Consider the following 17,541-nt stretch of genomic DNA (forward strand, 5'->3'; position numbering starts at 1 on the left):
TAAGATTAACCGATGTATAATGGTTGGTCATTTCCAACGACTTCACCAGTTTTTGTTGTCGCAACATAATATACAGAAGAATCTTCTGGTTTATAGTAAACCTCTAATGTATCAATAGTTGTCATTTTAACACCTTTTGATTTAACATCCTCTTTTACTAACTTCTCAATAGATGTTGTTTCAACGTTTTTATTATGAAATTGTACTTGTAATTTAATTTTCACTGCGTCCCCTCCTTAATACATATTATAAATGAAAGCGTTTTACATTGCAATAAATTACTTCATTTACCTCCAACAATATACCACTTTTTTAAGAAATACTCAAATTTTTCTTGAATTTTTTATACTTATTCCTCATTTTTAAGTCTTTTTATTAAAAATATTATCATAATCTCACTATAAACAAGATATTTTATCAATTTATCTTATCTCCAATACAATCGTTTCATATCCTTGATCTATCATTTCTTGAATTGATAAATCTTGATTCACATTTTTTTCTAAAAAAATAGGACAAATATAATATCTCTGATTCTTTTCTTCAATGATTTGACAATATTTTATTTGATTTCTTTGACATTCCACTTGATCATCTATACTTTCAAAGATTAATGCTGGATATTCATCAATAGTTTCAGTAGCTGGGCCATAAAAATAAGAAGTGACCTTTAAAGAATCAACATTTTGATGACTTCCTTGACGATTTTCAAATTGATATCCAATATAAACATATTGAATCGGTGGTATCCCATCTCTATTTTCATTTGTTTTCATGAATAAAAGCGGTCTATCTATAATCTCTCCATCTTTATAATGTCTTATTTCTATAACTTTTACATCTTTACGTGAAGTATCAATTTCTACTCGAAAAAAATAATCATAATCACGGTCTTGCATTTCATCCGCTGTTTCATTAAGATGATTGACTTCAGTTAGTGAAACAATTTCTTTTTCTTGACAACCCCACATAAAAAGCATCATCAATAAAATAATATATTTTTTCATGATGAACACTTCCTCTTTTTTATTATATCTTATAAATAATACTTCGATAAAAAAAGAGATGTTTTTATTAAAACATCACTAAATTCAATGATTGGGGACAAACATGGAAATGATAAACATCTTCCTTGTATTCCTCTCCATCCAAATTCCCACTTTGTTGGCAGTAAACAGTTGCTTCTTTGACTTTATAATAATGGACTTCATGTCTTTTATGTAACTGATGTGCTAAAAGATATGTCACCAGATAAGGAATCTTTATTTTAGATACATAATCAACGACACAAATATCCATATAGCCATCTTGAATTTTTGCTTGAGGTGTAATCTGAAAACCACCACCATAATATTGACCATTATTTAATGTACATAAAATAACCGGTCCATCAAACAAACATGTACCATTGCTGTCAATCTTCACATTTTGTTTTTCATATTGAAAAACCTGTTTAAAAATAGAAACAATATAACTTTGTGATTCTGGAATCAATGGAATATCAGGTATATCCTTGACCTTATTTGCGATAACACTGTCCAACCCAAAACAGGCAGAATTTAAATAGTAGCGATTATTGATTTGAATTGTATCTACTTTTTGTGATGATTGTTGTAAGGATTGTATAAGTATTTTTTGAATATTTTTTTCTTTTGTCAAGGTACGACAAAAATCATTCCCTGTTCCAAATGGCAATACAACAAGTTCATGATCTGTGTAAACGAGTGCCTGTAAAAGACCATTGATTGTTCCATCCCCTCCAACCGCATAAAATCTAGATGGTTGTAGACATGCCTTGATATATTTTTGACTATCCTGCATTGAGGTTGTATAAACAATCTCATAAGGAATATCTTGCATAATTGTTTGAATCATGCTTTCTAAATCATGATGACGTTTTGTATCATGCATCATAAAAATATGTTTCATTTTTCCCTCTCCTACTTACAATATGTTATATATCTTTGAAAACTCCCTTTTTGAATCGTTGCCTGATTTTCAATATGATAACCTATCTCCATTAATTTATCATTCATGGAGATGTGTGAAATAAGCACAAGTTCCCCAGCAATTGCTCTTGTCTTTTCTAAGAGTTCACATTGTTGTTGATAGGTAAATGGACTATATACCCCATAAGGGATATCTAAAATACAAACATCATATGTTTGCTTTAATTCTTTCATATCCATTCTTTGAATAAGTAAGGGATCATAACCATAATGTTCTAAATTCAATCTTGCTTGATAGGCAACATATTTATTAATATCAAATCCAACAATGTTTGCTTTCATACTTAACCCTTCTAAAACAACGGTTCCAATTCCACAACATGGATCAACAACTGTTTTAGATAAATCATTCCCCAACGCTATATTCATGACTGCTCTTGCATCTTTTAAAGCCAGTGAGTGAGAATATGAACAAGGTTTATCTTGATGTTGATTCCAGATCATATTATTTTCATAAATACCAAAGTACCATATCTGATTTATTTTTGTGAGTGCTAATATGATTTGAGGATGATGCATATTGACTGAACCGGCAATAGGTAAAGCTATCTTTTTACATTTTTCCAGTGATTCTTGATAAGGAACATGGGTTATCTCATTTTTTAAATAAATGACTTTAAAATCATAAAAACAATAATTCTGTTGTTCAATGAAATGAACTATCTCATCGAAACAACTATTCTCATATAAAATCTTTAATTTTCCTCTTATATAACCACTTCTTGTATAATCAAAATCCTGTGTTGTTATATGATATTTACTTTTCATATTTTCATGAAAAATACATCTAAATTCCATTTCACATAAATCTTTTTCATGAGGCGAATAATTATATACATATAAATAATTAAACATGTTTCCCTCTTTTCTTACATTTTTGTTATCTTGACTATTTATAGTATACATAAATTTAGAAATGTTGTAAAATAGAGATACGTTTGGGAGGTGTTTTTTATTTTTGGGATTGATTATTTAAAAACACATTTTACACATTATCAAAGATATATTATTGTGGCTATCTTTTCTATGTTTTTACCTTTTTATATGTGTGGAGCTATTCTTATTTTTTTAACACTTCGTTTATTATGGAAAGGTGAAATTCAAGATGTTTATAAACAAATTCCTAAGAGTCGTTTTATTATTTATTTTTGTATATTAAGTGCTATTGTTTCTTTGATTTATCAAAACTATTATGGATTTGTCTGTAGCATTGGTTTATTCGTTATATTATCTTTTGTTCTTTATTATCGTGTTCATATTAATTTAAGATTATTTGAATATATCACAAATTGTTTAATTGTTTTAAGTATTTTTGCTGCACTTTATGGACTCATTGAATATATTGGTATTTTAAATTCTTATAATATTGATCAATTTGAAATTATGATTTTCAATCGTCCACAAGATCGTATTAACTCTGTTTTTTTTAATGCGAATTATTACGCTATGATGATTGAATTTTTTGTATGTATAACATTTTATAAGATATTAAAAATTAAAAATATAAAACTCGAATGGAAAAGATTTATTTATTATGCAGCTGTGATTGCTTTAAATCTGTTTGTTTTATTATTAACAGCCTGCCGTACAGCATGGCCTGCACTGGCTGGTGGTATACTGATTATGTTGATTGTTGATAAACACTATAAAACATGTTCAGTCATTTTAGGTATTGTTATTTTTGCATGTATCTATTTCTTATTGAATCCATCACAATTTCCTCGTGTTGATAATATTATTGATTACTTTATGACACGTGCTGGTATCTGGGAAGTAGCTATTCAAAACATTATCACACATCCATTATTTGGTGAAGGACCGATGACTTATATGCACATTTATGCATTATATAATGGTCATCCAACAGAACATGCTCATAGTATTTATCTTGATCCATTATTATGCTTTGGAATTGTTGGATTAATGACAATTGCTCCTTATATTTATTCTAACATTCAAAGATTATATCATTTATGGAAATTAAAAATAGATAAAACTCTTGTTGCTTTAGTTGTTTCTTTTACAGTTATGATTTTTATACATGGATTATTGGATTATACTATTTTCTTTGTTCAAACCGGATTCTTATATCTTTTAATCGCAAGTTCTTTTGATATCTATAAAAAACCTTTAAATAAATATGAAAGCCTACGCAAGTAGGTTTTTATATTATATAATAAAAAAGAGATGGTATTGATAAATAAAATATTTTGGCATGTATTAAATCCTAAAGAGAAGTTTCAACGTTTTAAACATTCACTATGGCTTCTTATTGTTCTTTTCGTTAAATTTCATTTTGTGATTGCTCTAAGTTGTTCACTTATTTTATTGATTTTTGTCTATTTCACTTATCATCAGCTACAAAAAGAAGCTGATACATATATAAAAAGTTGCCATAAAAAGCATCGTTAATGCTTCTATGACAACTCTTTTTAAAATAACCTTAAATCATTTCATTTTTACTATAAATCAATCATCTTTAAATCTTTACTTTAGCAATTTTTGCAACCTTCCCTAAAAACAAATATGATGCTCCTGTTGTCAGTAATGCTGGTATTACCGATAAGGGAACAACAAAGAATAATAAACCAAATATTTGACTAAAAAATACTTCATATAACCACTGTCCATAATGTTGTAATAAGTAATTACCCATTGTTGCACCTTCTGTCGCAAATATAATAGGAATAACAATAATACCTGCCATAATTAAGTATAAAACAATAAAATAAAGAGTATTGTAAAGTAATTCTTTGATAAAACTCACATTCCAATGTTTGACATTATGACGAATACGAAAAAGCATATATACGAATTCTATAAAGATAAAGACAAAAATAGCCATTATGGATTCATCTTTAAACATTAAATACCAAGTAGCAAATGGTGCTACAAAAAAATAAATAACTGCATAACCAACAATAGCTAAAATTGCAGCAATGCCGACTAGAGGTAATATTGTACCTCCGCCACCTCCACTACTATCACCTACAACTCCTTCAAACGTACTCCCTGCTAAAGGTCCATCAAGAAACGTACCAAAAAAACTAAACATATAAATTTCCCCTCTTCATCAATTTTATTATTTTTATATTCACTTTTCAAAATAATCCTAAACGTTTTAACTCATGATAAATTCCATCATCCTGTACACTTTCACATATAGCATCCCCATATTGCTTTAACTCCTGAGAACCGTTCCCCATAACAACACCATGTCCACATGCTTGAATCATTGCACAATCATTCATACTATCTCCAAAAGCAATCGTATCTTGGATAGGGACATGAAGATAATCACAAACCTTTTGCACTGCAACACCTTTATCTGTTTCTTTTAAAATAATTTCACCATTAATCACATCTTGTGAAAAGATTTCATGAATGACAAAATGAAACTTATCAGACAGAATACGTTTTGGTTCTTCTAACTGTTTTTCATTTTCACACATAAAACAGATTTTTTGAACAGGTATAGGATTATTATCATAGTCTTTTAATGGATGTATATTAAAATGTTCCTTTTGTTCATTTAATAAACGTTGTAACTCGGAATTTAAATTTTCTCCATCTTTTAAACGATGTTTGACAAATTCATAATTCATCTTTTCGTCTTGAAAAGTGATATGATTTGTTTCCAAATTATATAAAACATGATGTTGTTCAAAAACATCTCTTGCTAGACGAATATCTTCCTCTAAAAGACATGTTTCAAATATCTTTTGACCATGTACTTCAATATATCCTCCAGCACTACAGATCATGCCATCAAAGCCTAGTGAAAATAATGGTCTTGTTCCAGCATAACTTCTTCCAGTGCACAAAAAGACTTCATGTCCATTATGTCGAACTTGATGGATAGCTTCTTTAACCTTTGGTGACACTTCACCATCTGGTAATGTGAGTGTTCCATCGACATCTAAAAATATTAGTTTCTTGTTCATTCAACCACCCCTTTTTTATCATAACCAATTTTTATAGAAAATGAAAATTTATTTCATAAATTGAAACTACAAACGTTTTTCAAAATGTCCGTCTACAGACATACCTTCAAAAAATAAAGTAAAAGCTTGTGAATCTATTTCTTTTAAAATATGTTTCAAATGATTCACTTCATATTTACTAATAACAGTCACCATAACATATGTATCATCTTTTGTATAGGCACCTTTTCCCTGCCAGAAAGTCATTCCACGTCCCATTTCCAATAAAACCTTATCTTGAATCTCTAAATGTTTTGTAAAAATAACACATGTCACATTAATATTTTGATAATGCGTCTTATCTAATACAAGTGTAAAACATGTTGTATAAATAGCTGAATAGATAGCTATTTCAATATGAAACAAAAAGGCACAGATCATATAAATAACAAGATTAATACCTAATGATAGCTTTCCTACCGAAAAATGAGGAAGTTTCTTAGTAAAGTATACACCTAATATATCTAAACCACCACCACTTCCAGAGCAACGTAAAGTCAAACCAATTCCAAACCCTGTTACGATTCCTCCGATAATACAGTTTGTTAAAATATCATCTACTAAAGGTGTTGTTGGAATCATAATAAAAGTTAAGAAAACCGTTTGTGAAATAACTGATAATAATGTTCTCACAAAGAAACGCTTAGAAATTGTTCGATAAGCTAACATAAACAATGGAATATTGATTAAGAAATTAATAATTCCTGATATATCTATTGTACTTTTACCTATTACTTGTTCTATAATTGTTCTTATAATTTGTGCAATTCCTAATACCCCACTACTATATAATTGCATTGGTACAACAAATAAGTTAATACCTAATGCAAAAATAAACGACCCCACAACAATGAAAAAATATCTTTTAATTTCTTGTTTCATCTTTCATTCTCCTTTATAAAGAAAAAAACGCATAAGCGTTTTAATACATGGTGCCGACAACAGGAATTGAACCTGCAACCTGATCATTACGAGTGACCTGCTCTACCGATTGGAGCTATGTCGGCATCTGTTAGTATTATAATACAAAAAAGAATAGATTTCCACTATTCCTTTGGTGCAATTTTCTTTAATAAACCAACATGTTGTAATCTTGGTGATATAACCATATAAAGTATTGTTGATAAAATCACTGCTATAATCGCATTAATAGATGTTGTAATGGCATTCCATGAAGCCAATGCTTTGGCTGCATTGTCGGGTGCTCCTAAAATAAAAGCTGTATAAAAATAGGAAAAAATCGGTTCACCAATCACATTAAATAACATTCCTGCAAAAGTTGATAAGAATACTGCCTTCCATAAAGCCTTTCCTTGTTGATGCTGAATATGAAAAAGACGATGAGCAACAAAACCTGTAATGATACCAATACCTAATTTCAATATCATCGTTTTAGGAGCAACAATCACATATGATGGATCAAGTAAATCCCCTATTCCCATTCCAATAGCACCTGCGACACCTCCCGGTACACCACCTAATAATAAGGAAGCCAATACGCAAAATGTATTTCCTAAATGAAATGATGTGAATCCTCCCGGTGTAGGAATTTTAATTTGTAAAAACATAAATGATATATAACACAATGCTGCCATCAATCCAATAACAACAATCTTTAATATTTTCGTATTTATCATAGACCATCAGACACACTTGCTTTATTGTAGTAATCTTTAAGCATCTTTCTAGTCATTACAATTGAGTAACTGATAATTCTCATCATGGAAAACATAAGCTTGAAACCTCTATATCTATGATTGAATCTCCAGGCATGTTCCTGTATATATCCATTGATATATTTTTTCGCTATGCCATGATAGATTCCATCTATATTACTTTTTATATTTGATATCTGTATATTTATCCAATACATAAGATGATCTGATTCTTTGTAATCTATAACGCCATTGATAAGATGTACTCTATCCTTTAAATAGTGATATGCCGGGTCACCATCAGTGCATATTGTTGTATCCTTATCGTAATAGATATGTTTCATGAGCCTTTTTACTTCTTCCTTGTTTTCGCTTTTTACTTGAAGCAGTTTTATTCTATTGGGATAGTTGTTAAGCTGATCTGTACCAAGAGCCACTAAAAAGGGTTGTTTGTCAGTTCCCAACCCTCTCTTACCATTATGAGATTTGCCACCAATGTGAAATCCATCTATTTCAATGAATTTTGATTTCAAATCAAAACAGCCATTATCTAAAGACATCAAATAACGCAGTTTTTGGCATAGCAACTGAGCACTTTTTCTGTTGATGCCCAGTTGACGTGACAGTTCTTCTGCGGAAATACCCTTTGTAGAAGTGATAAAAAGGAATATACCATAAAGAAGTGTATATAATGGTAATTTGTTGTCCTGAAAGATAGTTCCTGCAAAAAGATAGACTTGATGTGAACATTGAGAACAAGTGTAGACATTATTTCTACACTTGAGTAAAGTAAAATGAACACAACCACATTCAGGACAAACAAGTCCTAAAGGATGAAAAACATTCAAAAAGAAATTTCTACACATATCATCATTATTGAAGAAAAGCTTATTGAAAGTGATATGACTCATAATTTTTGGTTTAGCTTTAGCACAATTTTTTGACATAAACAATGACCTCCATAAATAATTATCAATGTCATTATACATTAATCAAAAAAATGATGACTTCTAAACCAGAGGATAGACTCCGAAAAAAAGGAGTTAAAACAAGAAAGTATTACAAGTGGCTCAGATGGTCTATGAAATTCGTATTCATCTCTATCACCTCAATATATACCACAGTATATACGATTACAAGCCATATGAAAATAGACAATTTTATATTTTTAAAAGTTTATTCAATATTTGTCCATTTCATAATTGTTTTCTGGATATGAGGATATAAATAATGGATTGGATAATAAATAAGAATACCTATAGTGGTGCTACACAGATGAATAATGATATCTCCAAAATCATATACATATTGAATATAATAGCTTAAAAAATTGATTAATAATTGAACATTTTCTATACCAAATATAACAGCTATAGAAATCATGATTGTTTTTTTGAGAGAAAATTCTTTTTTAATATGAAACCAAATGGAATAAATAATGCTAAATGAAAAAACGCATATTCGGGTAGTAGTTCAAACCTTACTGAAGGTGGGTAAAAATCAACTGCCCACCTTAATTCTTCTACAAAATAGTAAACTCCACCGGGATCTAAAACAAAAGGAAAAAACAACATACATATGACAAATGATACATATAATCCTACACATAATGCGTAAAAAAGGCTTCTTTTCTTAAAGAAATACATAAAACAAAAAATAACTATTGAAATCAAAATAAATAATGGATAAGAAAACTCTATCACTTCCATATTGAAAACCTCCACATTCTTTTATTCTATATTATGATAAAGATGTGGATTTTACGTATAGACAGTTTTAAGATAAAGTTAAAAATAAAGTAAAAGTATATATTTTAACGTTTAACTGGAAACTTTGCATTAGGATAAATCATTTCCATTCTTTGATCTGGAAATTGTTGATCAATATATCTTTCAACACTATTTTGGGCTTTTAAGCCATTTTGTCTTTGGGAATAACGTGATAAAGCTAATCCCGACATCAAGATATTAAAAGTCATAAAAACAACAAAACACCATGTCATAATAACACCTTTTTTATATGTGATTTTTTCAATCCATGATGAAAGAACTGGATAAATCATTTTAATCCATACCACAGCAACAATTCCCCAAAAGAAACAAAACAATAAATTAATACGACCACCTAAATTAAAAGGAAGATGACTATAATCCCAAAAAACAGTTCCAAAAACAATTTCAGTAAAAACACTACAGGCATATTCATAAGCCCCACCAACAAGAGTACCAAACATAAAGATAAAGCGATCACTTCTATCACGATATTGATATAAAAGTAAAGTCAAAACAGCACAACCAATACCCCAAACAATAGAAAATGGTCCATAAACAACACTGCTACGACTCATAAGTGTTCCTGTTGTCATATAACAGAAAATCGTTTCTACAATATCTCCTAAAAAAGCACCTATAAAAAACAACCAGACAAGTTTATAAAAAGAACATCCTTTCGCAAAAATAACATTCTTTTTTGGACGAGGTGTATTTAAGATTTCCTTTTTATCCAAATGAGGATAAGCAGATACAAAGTGTTTTAATGTCCACTCTGATATTTTCATACCTAAACGATCTGCTGTTTTTTGCATATTTTCAGACACATCTTTCACAATACCTTTTTTCACACGTGAACGTGTACTTAAAATACCAGTTAATGTCCCCAATAAATCAATCCCCATAATAATGAGTAAGATAATTAATATTATCTCTCTTATAGACATAGGAATCCAATGTAAAACACCTAATAGTAATGGTTCAATAAACTCTATACTGATAACTGCCATAAACCCCCAAAGAATTGTATAAGGCATATGAACATAACTTCCAAATTGAAATTTTTTATGAGAACAATCCCACCATTTATGATGAAAGATTTGTTGTAAAAGAAAACCGGTTAAATAAACCACCATAAAAACAATAATAGCTCCACCTAAAAAGAGAAAGAACCACTGTCCTTTTAAATCATGTAAAAGGACTGCAAATAAAACACCACAAATCCCATAAGAAGGACAATAAGGTCCATATAAAAAACCAACATCAATAAATCGATGACGACGGTAAGCCGCTAGTACAGTTCCTATCAACCATCCTATAAAAGAATAAACAAAAAATATTCCTAACTGATCATAAATAAAACTTTCCATCATTTTCCTCCATTGATAATGTATATATCATAATGAATATTTATGAATAATTCATGAAGAAAAAAGAAAAAAATCAGAAAGATTTCCGATTTTACTTAACAGGTGTTGTACATTCAATAATATTTCCTTCACTATCCACAATTTCAACAACCCAATTCTCTTTAATTTGTGTCATAGGAAAATGAACAAGCTTTCCTTTCATTTGTTTATTTAATGTTTCTAATGATTCAAATTCAAAACTTGGTAAACAATTACTTCCAAAAGAATGCTTTTCATTCACTTTTTGATAGGCAAACAAGCCTAGACGAAACCCATGAATATCAAAAACACTATAAATATCATCATAAACAGTCACATCTTGTTGTAAAAAAAGATTCATAAAAGGCAACAGCACGTTGCATATCTTCTACACATAGATATAAAGACCTTAATTGACAAAACATATTATTCCCTTTCTATTCTTTCAATAGCTTCACAAATAGATGATACAAGATGTGTTGCTTCTTTTTGCACTATTTCTGGTGAATCATAAAAAGTAAATGAACAATCAGCACTCTCCAACATAGGAATATCATTATAAGAATCACCGATACCATAGACATAATCTAAATGAAGTAATGATTTTAACTTTTTAATAGCTTCACCTTTAGAACATCCTCTTTTGACAATATCTATATATTCCTTATTTTGAAAAGCCATAATTTCTTTATATGTTGCATTTAAATCATATGTCCATTGTTTTGCCTGTTTTTCATTAACAGCATTTATAGATAATCCAAAAATATGATCATCACCAATACAATCAATAGATTCAACATATGTTTGAGCTAAAGGAATTTGAGAATTTTGAACTAATGTATAAATACGAAAATCAGCTTGAATAGACACTTCTGCTTTTTCATGATATTGTTCAAAAATTGTCTTTGTGATAGCTTTTGATAAAGTCTGTTCATATAAAACATGACCTTCTTTATCTAAAATACAAGCCCCACTACTGACAATATAGAAATCTGGTTGAATACAGTTTTCAAGATAATGTTGTACCCCAATCAATGGTCTTCCTGTACACAAACCAAATAAGTGATGCTTTTGAAAAGCAAGAATAGCTTTTCGATCATCTTCTTTTACACCATTTTCAAAATATAAAGTTCCATCAAAATCACTGGCTAATGCTTTCATTCTTTCTCCTCCAAATATTTTTTAATCATTTCTAATTCTTCTTTTTTAATACAATGCGGTATTAAATTTTCAAAAACAACCCTCTGACATTCTTCAAAAGATAGCCATTTTACACTTTCAATTTCTTCTTTTTGAAGTGTCATTTCACCATCATACCATAAAACATAAACACGTGATACTTGGACATTATGAAATGGCTGTTTATGAAAAATATGGAAGCTGTCACTATAGCTTGTACCAATATAATGCAGTTGACCAATCGTTGCCTCAACACCTAATTCTTCTTTTAATTCACGTAACGCTGAAGTTTCAAAGTCACTCCCTGCTATAATATGTCCTGCACTGGAAATATCATAACAACCAGGATAAGAATCTTTATTTAAACTTCTTTTTTGTAGTAATATTTCTACATCATCACGTTGTCTTAATAACCAGACATGACTTGTACGATGTCTTATTCCATGACGATGAGCATATTCTCTTTCAACAACCTGCCCAGTTGGTTGTCCATTTTCATCAACAATATCTAAATATTCCATGTATCTTTTCCTTTCGTTAAATAAAAGCTAAAATCCTTAATACCCAAATCCAAAACGTCAATGTAAAACCACTCAATAATGTTGTCAACATCACAACATTACTACTTAATACACCTGTATATCCCATATTTTTTGCCATCACAAAGCACGTAACAGTGGAAGCTGAACCTAACATTACTAAAATAGCTACAAGTTCTTCATTTCTAAATCCAAAAAGAATAGCCAATGGTAGAAAAATAGCACAAAAGCCAATAAGCTTAAAAAATGCAGCTATACAAGCAGGTTTTATTTGACTGATGGCTTTTTTCAATTCAAATGAAGCTCCCATTGCGATTAAACCTAACGGTGTTGCTGTATTGGCTATGTAGGACACACTCTTGGATAAAATCACAGGCATTGATAAATGACATAAAGACCAGATAACCCCTACAATAATACCAATAATAATAGGGTTGGTTAATATACCTAGACATGTCTTTTTTAATAATTGTAAATCTAATTTTTGTGATTGTCCAAATGAAAGAATAATCACAGCAAAAATATTGTACAATGGAACACTCCCAATAATCATCAATGGTCCCATTGTAGAATGACCATATATATTTTGGATTAAGGCAACACCTAATAATGCAGCACTGCTACGATATGTGACTTGAACAAATTCAGCTCTTATGGATTTTTGAGTCAAAGTACAAGAAATAAAAGCTGCAATCGTAATACTTAATAAAGTGGCAACAAAACAAAAAGCAACAAACGGAAAATTCCATGCTTTATGAAAGTCAACTGTCGCAATATCTTGAAATAATAAAACAGGCAAAGGAACAAGAAAGACAAATCTGTTAAGTTGTGAAGCAAAGCTTTCATGAATCCATCCTATCTTTTTTAAAACCATTCCTAAAACCATCATTAAAAAGACAGGGACAGTTGCATTTAAACTAAAAATTAAGTTTTCCATTTAATCCTCTGGAAACAAGATTTTTAATATACGTTCTAATCCTTGTTCATCAATAGAACGACAAATCAAATCTGCTTTTTGTTTTAATAATTCAACTGCATTGCCCATTGCGACACCCACTTCACAATATTCAAACATTTCTAAATCGTTGACTCCATCTCCAAAGGCATAAGTTTCATGGCGACTCATGTGATAATAATCTAATACTTTTTGAATACCTACAGCTTTTGAAACAGTTGGAGAAAAGAACTCAAAAGCATTTTCACTGCCATGTTCATCATGATGGATAACACAACTAAATCTTTCTTTAATATATTGTTCTATTTGTGCTTTATCTTTATTTGTAACATTAGCTTCAATTTTAATGGTTCTTTTTAAAACTTCATCTTTATCAAAATCACGTTTAAACATATCTTTAAAACCTCTCGTAGAGAAAAATTGATAAAGTTCTTGAAAACTATGATCAATATAAATAGAATTTGCTGTTTCAATCATATAATCACATTTTAAATCCTCTAACATCTGTACTGTCTGTATACATAAATCATAATCCATACAACCCTCAAAGATAGATTGACCGTCAATTTCTACATATCCCCCGTTTGCAAGAACATAACCATCAAAACCGACTTTCAAGAAATGTTGATTCATCATGGCTTTAGGTCTACCTGAACAAATCAATATTTTATGTCCTTGTTTTTGAATCCTTTTCAATTCATGAATAACACCTTCAGGTATTTCTAAAATACCTCTATTGCCATCAACCAATGTTCCATCTACATCAAAAAATAATAACTTAGACCTCATAAACTTCCCCCTATGATGTTCATTATACAAGAAAATCATTTTATCCTTTTATTTTTTCTAAGATTGAAAGAAAGCTTCCTATTGATGATTGCATAAAAAAGAGATAAGAATTTATCTTATCCCTATTCACTACGTAAAGCAGATACTGGATCACTTTTCGCTGCTTTCTTTGAAGGAATAATACCACCAATAAGTGTAAGAATAACACTTAAAACAATGAGAATCACTCCTCCAACTACTGGTAACGATGCACTCACATCAACATTACCAGCAATAGAATGAATAATCATATTACCCGGTATCAACAATAATAAAGTAATTACAATTCCTAAAACACCTGCTAATAAACCAACAATAAATGTTTCTGCATTAAAGACTTGTGAAATATTACGTTTCGAAGCTCCAATAGCACGTAAAATACCTATTTCTTTTTGACGTTCCAAAACACTAATATAAGTAATAACCCCTATCATAATAGAAGATACAACCAATGAAATAGCTACGAATGCTATTAAGACATAACTAATAACATTAATAATATCTGTTACAGATGACATCAATGTTCCAACATAGTCAGTATATGAAATAACTTTATCTTCATCTGTTTTTTCCATCTTGGCATTATAATTATCCAAAATATCAATCACATTCTGTTTTGTTTCAAAATCTTTAGGATAAATATTAATTCCACTTGGCTCATCAAAATTGGCATACCCCAAAAGTTTTAAATTATTTTCATATGTTGAAGTTTCTGTTGTCATTAAAGACATCATTAATTCTGATAATTCTTCTTCATCCATGTTCATTTGAATAGATTCAGCAAAAACATCAGGATTGATTTGGATAGCTGATTGCATATTTTGAGCTAAAGTACCCATCTGTTTTGTCATTTGTGCATTGATCTGGTCTTGAATAGATTTTGACATTTGAGTTGTATATTGACTAATTATAGATTGCATTTGCGTTTGCAGTAGTGTTGCAAACTGATCTGTTAAACCACTTTCTTGTAAAAGCTGAATCATTTGTTGTTGAAGTAATGTTTGAGCACGGTTTGTTGCTATATAATTCATAAAATAAGTTTGCACCTGAGTTGGATCAAGCAAATTATTTTCTGTCATATATTTTTGAAAATCTGTTGTAATAGCTTGGCTTAATGTTTCAATCTGTTCTCTTGAAAATTGTACATCTAACTGTGATAAAATACTATTCATATCAATCGCAGGTAAAGCAGATGTATCTAATTTTATTTGACTTAAATCTAGATTTCCCATACCTTTTGTTAATTGACTTTCATCAATTGTAAAAGCACTTTTTAATTTTTGTGTATCAATTGTAAATAAAGAATTCATATCAAAATCTTTATTTTCTTTTTCATCAAAACGTTTTCCAGTTAAAACATCTATTTCTTTATTTTCTAATTGTTTTTTGACTATATCACTTGATTGTGCCTGTTCAATGATATGTGTTGTTAATGTATAAGGATACCCAATTCCCGTTTTCAACATCGTTGCTGAGGCACTTTCAGAAGGTTGAACAACACCAACAATCTTTATTGTTTCTCCATTTTGAATTAATTTTTCCATATAATCATGATCTTCTCTTTTATCTTTATAAAGATCATATTTTTCATCATACTGATAATAATCACTCGCATTAACAAGTTTAAATTCTTTATTTAAGACATCTTCATAAGAATAAGACTGATTATTTTCTATTTCATCAACATCTTCTTCTTTTGCAAACTGTTCTACCATTTTATCTAATTCATCAAAATCCCTTAGTCCTAATGTATAAGACATCAAATCATTAATTTTACCACTCTTTGTTAAAACAAGGACACATTCATTATAATTTTGTGGCCAGCGCCCAGCTTTGACATCATATTGATCTTCATATAGACTCTTATCGCTAGGCATCTCAAAGAAAACATCGGTACTCATCATTGTTGACATCATACTGTTTCCACTGCTGGATGACCCTAAACCTAAAGATTGAAAAGATTGGTCTGGATGTACTTGTCGTATTTCTTTTGTATCTGTATTATAAATTTGTGGTGATACATTATAAGTATATTCCACAGCATTTGTATATTGTTTTATATTTGTATTGGATTCATCTAAATATTGTTTTAAAGAAGCCAAATCATTGGCACCAATCTTAGAAAACATATTCGTAATCATCTGTAATACTTGAATATCGCCCTCTTGTTTTTCTTCATTTTGATTATCTTGAACATCCACCATCATGGATGTCATATCAAAACCTGTACTTTGAATTTGTAGAGGATATTCTGATAACGTTTCTTCTTCAATAGATTGTATATATTGATTCACGCCATTAGAAAGCGATAATATCAAAGCAATACCAATAATACCAATCGATCCCGCAAAAGATGTTAAAATCGTTCTAGCCTTTTTAGTACGCAAGTTATTAAAACTCAAAGATAACGCTGTTAAAAATGACATTGAAGATTTACCCATGTTTTTATGTTCTGGTTTGTCCAGTTTATTTTCACTTACATGATATGGATGAGAATCACTACGAATCGTTCCATCTTTCAATTCTACAATACGTGTTGCATAATCTTGAGCCAACTCTGGGTTATGTGTTACCATAACAACCAGACGATCTTTTGCGACTTCTTTTAAAAGCTCCATAACTTGAACACTTGTATCACTATCCAATGCTCCTGTTGGTTCATCAGCAAGTAAAATATCTGGATCATTCACTAATGCCCTTGCAATAGCGACACGTTGCATTTGTCCTCCAGACATCTGATTTGGCTTTTTATGTCCCTGATTTCCTAGTCCCACCTGCTCTAATGCTTTTTTGGCACGTTCACGTCGCTCCGCCTTAGAAATACCAGATATTGTTAAAGCTAACTCAACATTAGATAGAACTGTCTGATGGGGAATCAAATTATAGCTTTGAAATACAAACCCAATCGTATGATTACGATATGAATCCCAATCTCTATCTTTATATTTTTTTGTAGATATTCCATTAATAATCAAATCACCTTGATCATAACGATCTAACCCACCAATAATATTCAAAAGCGTTGTCTTTCCACTTCCACTTGGTCCTAATATTGCAACAAATTCATTATCTCTTAAATTCAAACTCACACCATCCAGTGCTTTTTGAATTAAGTCACCTGTTTTATACCGCTTGTGTATATTTTTTATCTGTAACATTCTTCTATCCCCTTTATTTATGAATATCTACTATTAAATCTCTTTAATTTGAATTAAAAATGAACATTTTCATATATT

General features: G+C 30.0%; 17 protein-coding genes, 1 tRNA gene and 1 pseudogene. 1 reads left to right on the plus strand and 18 read right to left on the minus strand.

The window, feature by feature from the left end:
• Positions 1 to 5: 5 nt before the first annotated feature.
• The 4 genes from KEC48_RS10075 to KEC48_RS10090 form a co-directional block, all read right to left on the minus strand.
• Entirely contained in the window at positions 6 to 224 is a 219-nt protein-coding gene (locus tag KEC48_RS10075) for a DUF6465 family protein (protein ID WP_087244848.1), read from the minus strand.
• A 198-nt stretch (positions 225 to 422) separates the two neighbouring features.
• The gene (locus tag KEC48_RS10080) at positions 423 to 1,007 is read right to left on the minus strand and encodes a hypothetical protein (RefSeq protein ID WP_211962130.1); all 585 of its coding nucleotides are present in this window, start codon (positions 1,005 to 1,007) and stop codon (positions 423 to 425) included.
• Positions 1,008 to 1,074: 67 nt separating this feature from the next.
• Positions 1,075 to 1,929 (minus strand): diacylglycerol kinase family protein, encoded by an 855-nt coding sequence (locus KEC48_RS10085; RefSeq protein WP_211962131.1) that lies wholly within the window; start codon positions 1,927 to 1,929, stop codon positions 1,075 to 1,077.
• 11 nt (positions 1,930 to 1,940) lie between these two features.
• Complete coding sequence (locus KEC48_RS10090; protein WP_211962132.1) at positions 1,941 to 2,864, minus strand: RsmD family RNA methyltransferase; 924 nt, start codon at positions 2,862 to 2,864, stop codon at positions 1,941 to 1,943.
• Positions 2,865 to 2,954: 90 nt separating this feature from the next.
• On the opposite strand from KEC48_RS10090, the gene KEC48_RS10095 reads away from it, so the two are divergent.
• Positions 2,955 to 4,169, plus strand: a complete 1,215-nt coding sequence (locus tag KEC48_RS10095) for an O-antigen ligase family protein (protein WP_211962133.1) — start codon at positions 2,955 to 2,957, stop codon at positions 4,167 to 4,169.
• Between the two features lie 319 nt (positions 4,170 to 4,488).
• Here KEC48_RS10095 and KEC48_RS10100 read toward each other — a convergent pair whose 3' ends face one another.
• From KEC48_RS10100 to KEC48_RS10165, 14 genes and pseudogenes are all read right to left on the minus strand, one after another.
• Entirely contained in the window at positions 4,489 to 5,064 is a 576-nt protein-coding gene (locus KEC48_RS10100) for a hypothetical protein (protein WP_211962134.1), read from the minus strand.
• 46 nt (positions 5,065 to 5,110) lie between these two features.
• Positions 5,111 to 5,953 (minus strand): HAD family hydrolase, encoded by an 843-nt coding sequence (locus KEC48_RS10105; RefSeq protein WP_211962135.1) that lies wholly within the window; start codon positions 5,951 to 5,953, stop codon positions 5,111 to 5,113.
• Between the two features lie 66 nt (positions 5,954 to 6,019).
• Positions 6,020 to 6,874, minus strand: a complete 855-nt coding sequence (locus tag KEC48_RS10110) for a YitT family protein (protein WP_205089637.1) — start codon at positions 6,872 to 6,874, stop codon at positions 6,020 to 6,022.
• Between the two features lie 48 nt (positions 6,875 to 6,922).
• A tRNA-Thr gene (locus tag KEC48_RS10115) sits at positions 6,923 to 6,999 on the minus strand.
• Positions 7,000 to 7,038: 39 nt separating this feature from the next.
• Complete coding sequence (locus KEC48_RS10120; RefSeq protein ID WP_211962136.1) at positions 7,039 to 7,629, minus strand: ECF transporter S component; 591 nt, start codon at positions 7,627 to 7,629, stop codon at positions 7,039 to 7,041.
• Positions 7,626 to 8,594: an IS1595 family transposase gene (locus KEC48_RS10125; RefSeq protein WP_211962137.1), complete on the minus strand. Its 969-nt coding sequence runs from the start codon at positions 8,592 to 8,594 to the stop codon at positions 7,626 to 7,628. The genes KEC48_RS10120 and KEC48_RS10125 overlap by 4 nt, the downstream gene beginning before the upstream one ends.
• Positions 8,595 to 8,823: 229 nt before the next feature.
• Positions 8,824 to 9,030: a hypothetical protein gene (locus KEC48_RS10130; protein WP_211962138.1), complete on the minus strand. Its 207-nt coding sequence runs from the start codon at positions 9,028 to 9,030 to the stop codon at positions 8,824 to 8,826.
• 430 nt (positions 9,031 to 9,460) lie between these two features.
• Positions 9,461 to 10,786: a putative ABC transporter permease gene (locus KEC48_RS10135; protein WP_211962139.1), complete on the minus strand. Its 1,326-nt coding sequence runs from the start codon at positions 10,784 to 10,786 to the stop codon at positions 9,461 to 9,463.
• Positions 10,787 to 10,877: 91 nt separating this feature from the next.
• Positions 10,878 to 11,229: pseudogene (locus KEC48_RS10140) on the minus strand (VOC family protein).
• 1 nt (position 11,230) lies between these two features.
• Entirely contained in the window at positions 11,231 to 11,965 is a 735-nt protein-coding gene (locus KEC48_RS10145) for an HAD-IIB family hydrolase (protein WP_205089632.1), read from the minus strand.
• Positions 11,962 to 12,504, minus strand: a complete 543-nt coding sequence (locus KEC48_RS10150) for an NUDIX domain-containing protein (protein WP_211962140.1) — start codon at positions 12,502 to 12,504, stop codon at positions 11,962 to 11,964. The genes KEC48_RS10145 and KEC48_RS10150 overlap by 4 nt, the downstream gene beginning before the upstream one ends.
• 16 nt (positions 12,505 to 12,520) lie before the next feature.
• Positions 12,521 to 13,459, minus strand: coding sequence for an AEC family transporter (locus KEC48_RS10155; protein WP_211962141.1), 939 nt, complete (start codon positions 13,457 to 13,459; stop codon positions 12,521 to 12,523).
• Positions 13,460 to 14,266 carry an HAD family hydrolase gene (locus KEC48_RS10160; RefSeq protein WP_211962142.1) on the minus strand — a complete coding sequence of 269 codons (807 nt, stop codon included), beginning with the start codon at positions 14,264 to 14,266 and terminating at the stop codon, positions 13,460 to 13,462.
• Between the two features lie 122 nt (positions 14,267 to 14,388).
• Complete coding sequence (locus tag KEC48_RS10165; RefSeq protein ID WP_211962143.1) at positions 14,389 to 17,463, minus strand: ABC transporter ATP-binding protein/permease; 3,075 nt, start codon at positions 17,461 to 17,463, stop codon at positions 14,389 to 14,391.
• Positions 17,464 to 17,541 lie beyond the last annotated feature (78 nt).

The sequence above is a fragment of the Clostridium sp. C1 genome (assembly GCF_018223625.1).
GTDB lineage: Bacteria > Bacillota_I > Bacilli_A > Erysipelotrichales > Coprobacillaceae > Allocoprobacillus.

Bases quoted from the DNA above. Each gene is read 5' to 3' on its own strand.
- KEC48_RS10080 (WP_211962130.1), bottom strand. From the start codon at position 1,007: ATGAAAAAATATATTATTTTATTGATGATGCTTTTTATGTGGGGTTGT.
- KEC48_RS10085 (WP_211962131.1), bottom strand. From the start codon at position 1,929: ATGAAACATATTTTTATGATGCATGATACAAAACGTCATCATGATTTA.
- KEC48_RS10090 (WP_211962132.1), bottom strand. From the start codon at position 2,864: ATGTTTAATTATTTATATGTATATAATTATTCGCCTCATGAAAAAGAT.
- KEC48_RS10100 (WP_211962134.1), bottom strand. From the start codon at position 5,064: ATGTTTAGTTTTTTTGGTACGTTTCTTGATGGACCTTTAGCAGGGAGT.
- KEC48_RS10105 (WP_211962135.1), bottom strand. From the start codon at position 5,953: ATGAACAAGAAACTAATATTTTTAGATGTCGATGGAACACTCACATTA.
- KEC48_RS10110 (WP_205089637.1), bottom strand. From the start codon at position 6,874: ATGAAACAAGAAATTAAAAGATATTTTTTCATTGTTGTGGGGTCGTTT.
- KEC48_RS10120 (WP_211962136.1), bottom strand. From the start codon at position 7,629: ATGATAAATACGAAAATATTAAAGATTGTTGTTATTGGATTGATGGCA.
- KEC48_RS10125 (WP_211962137.1), bottom strand. From the start codon at position 8,594: ATGTCAAAAAATTGTGCTAAAGCTAAACCAAAAATTATGAGTCATATC.
- KEC48_RS10130 (WP_211962138.1), bottom strand. From the start codon at position 9,030: ATGATTTCTATAGCTGTTATATTTGGTATAGAAAATGTTCAATTATTA.
- KEC48_RS10135 (WP_211962139.1), bottom strand. From the start codon at position 10,786: ATGGAAAGTTTTATTTATGATCAGTTAGGAATATTTTTTGTTTATTCT.
- KEC48_RS10145 (WP_205089632.1), bottom strand. From the start codon at position 11,965: ATGAAAGCATTAGCCAGTGATTTTGATGGAACTTTATATTTTGAAAAT.
- KEC48_RS10150 (WP_211962140.1), bottom strand. From the start codon at position 12,504: ATGGAATATTTAGATATTGTTGATGAAAATGGACAACCAACTGGGCAG.
- KEC48_RS10155 (WP_211962141.1), bottom strand. From the start codon at position 13,459: ATGGAAAACTTAATTTTTAGTTTAAATGCAACTGTCCCTGTCTTTTTA.
- KEC48_RS10160 (WP_211962142.1), bottom strand. From the start codon at position 14,266: ATGAGGTCTAAGTTATTATTTTTTGATGTAGATGGAACATTGGTTGAT.
- KEC48_RS10165 (WP_211962143.1), bottom strand. From the start codon at position 17,463: ATGTTACAGATAAAAAATATACACAAGCGGTATAAAACAGGTGACTTA.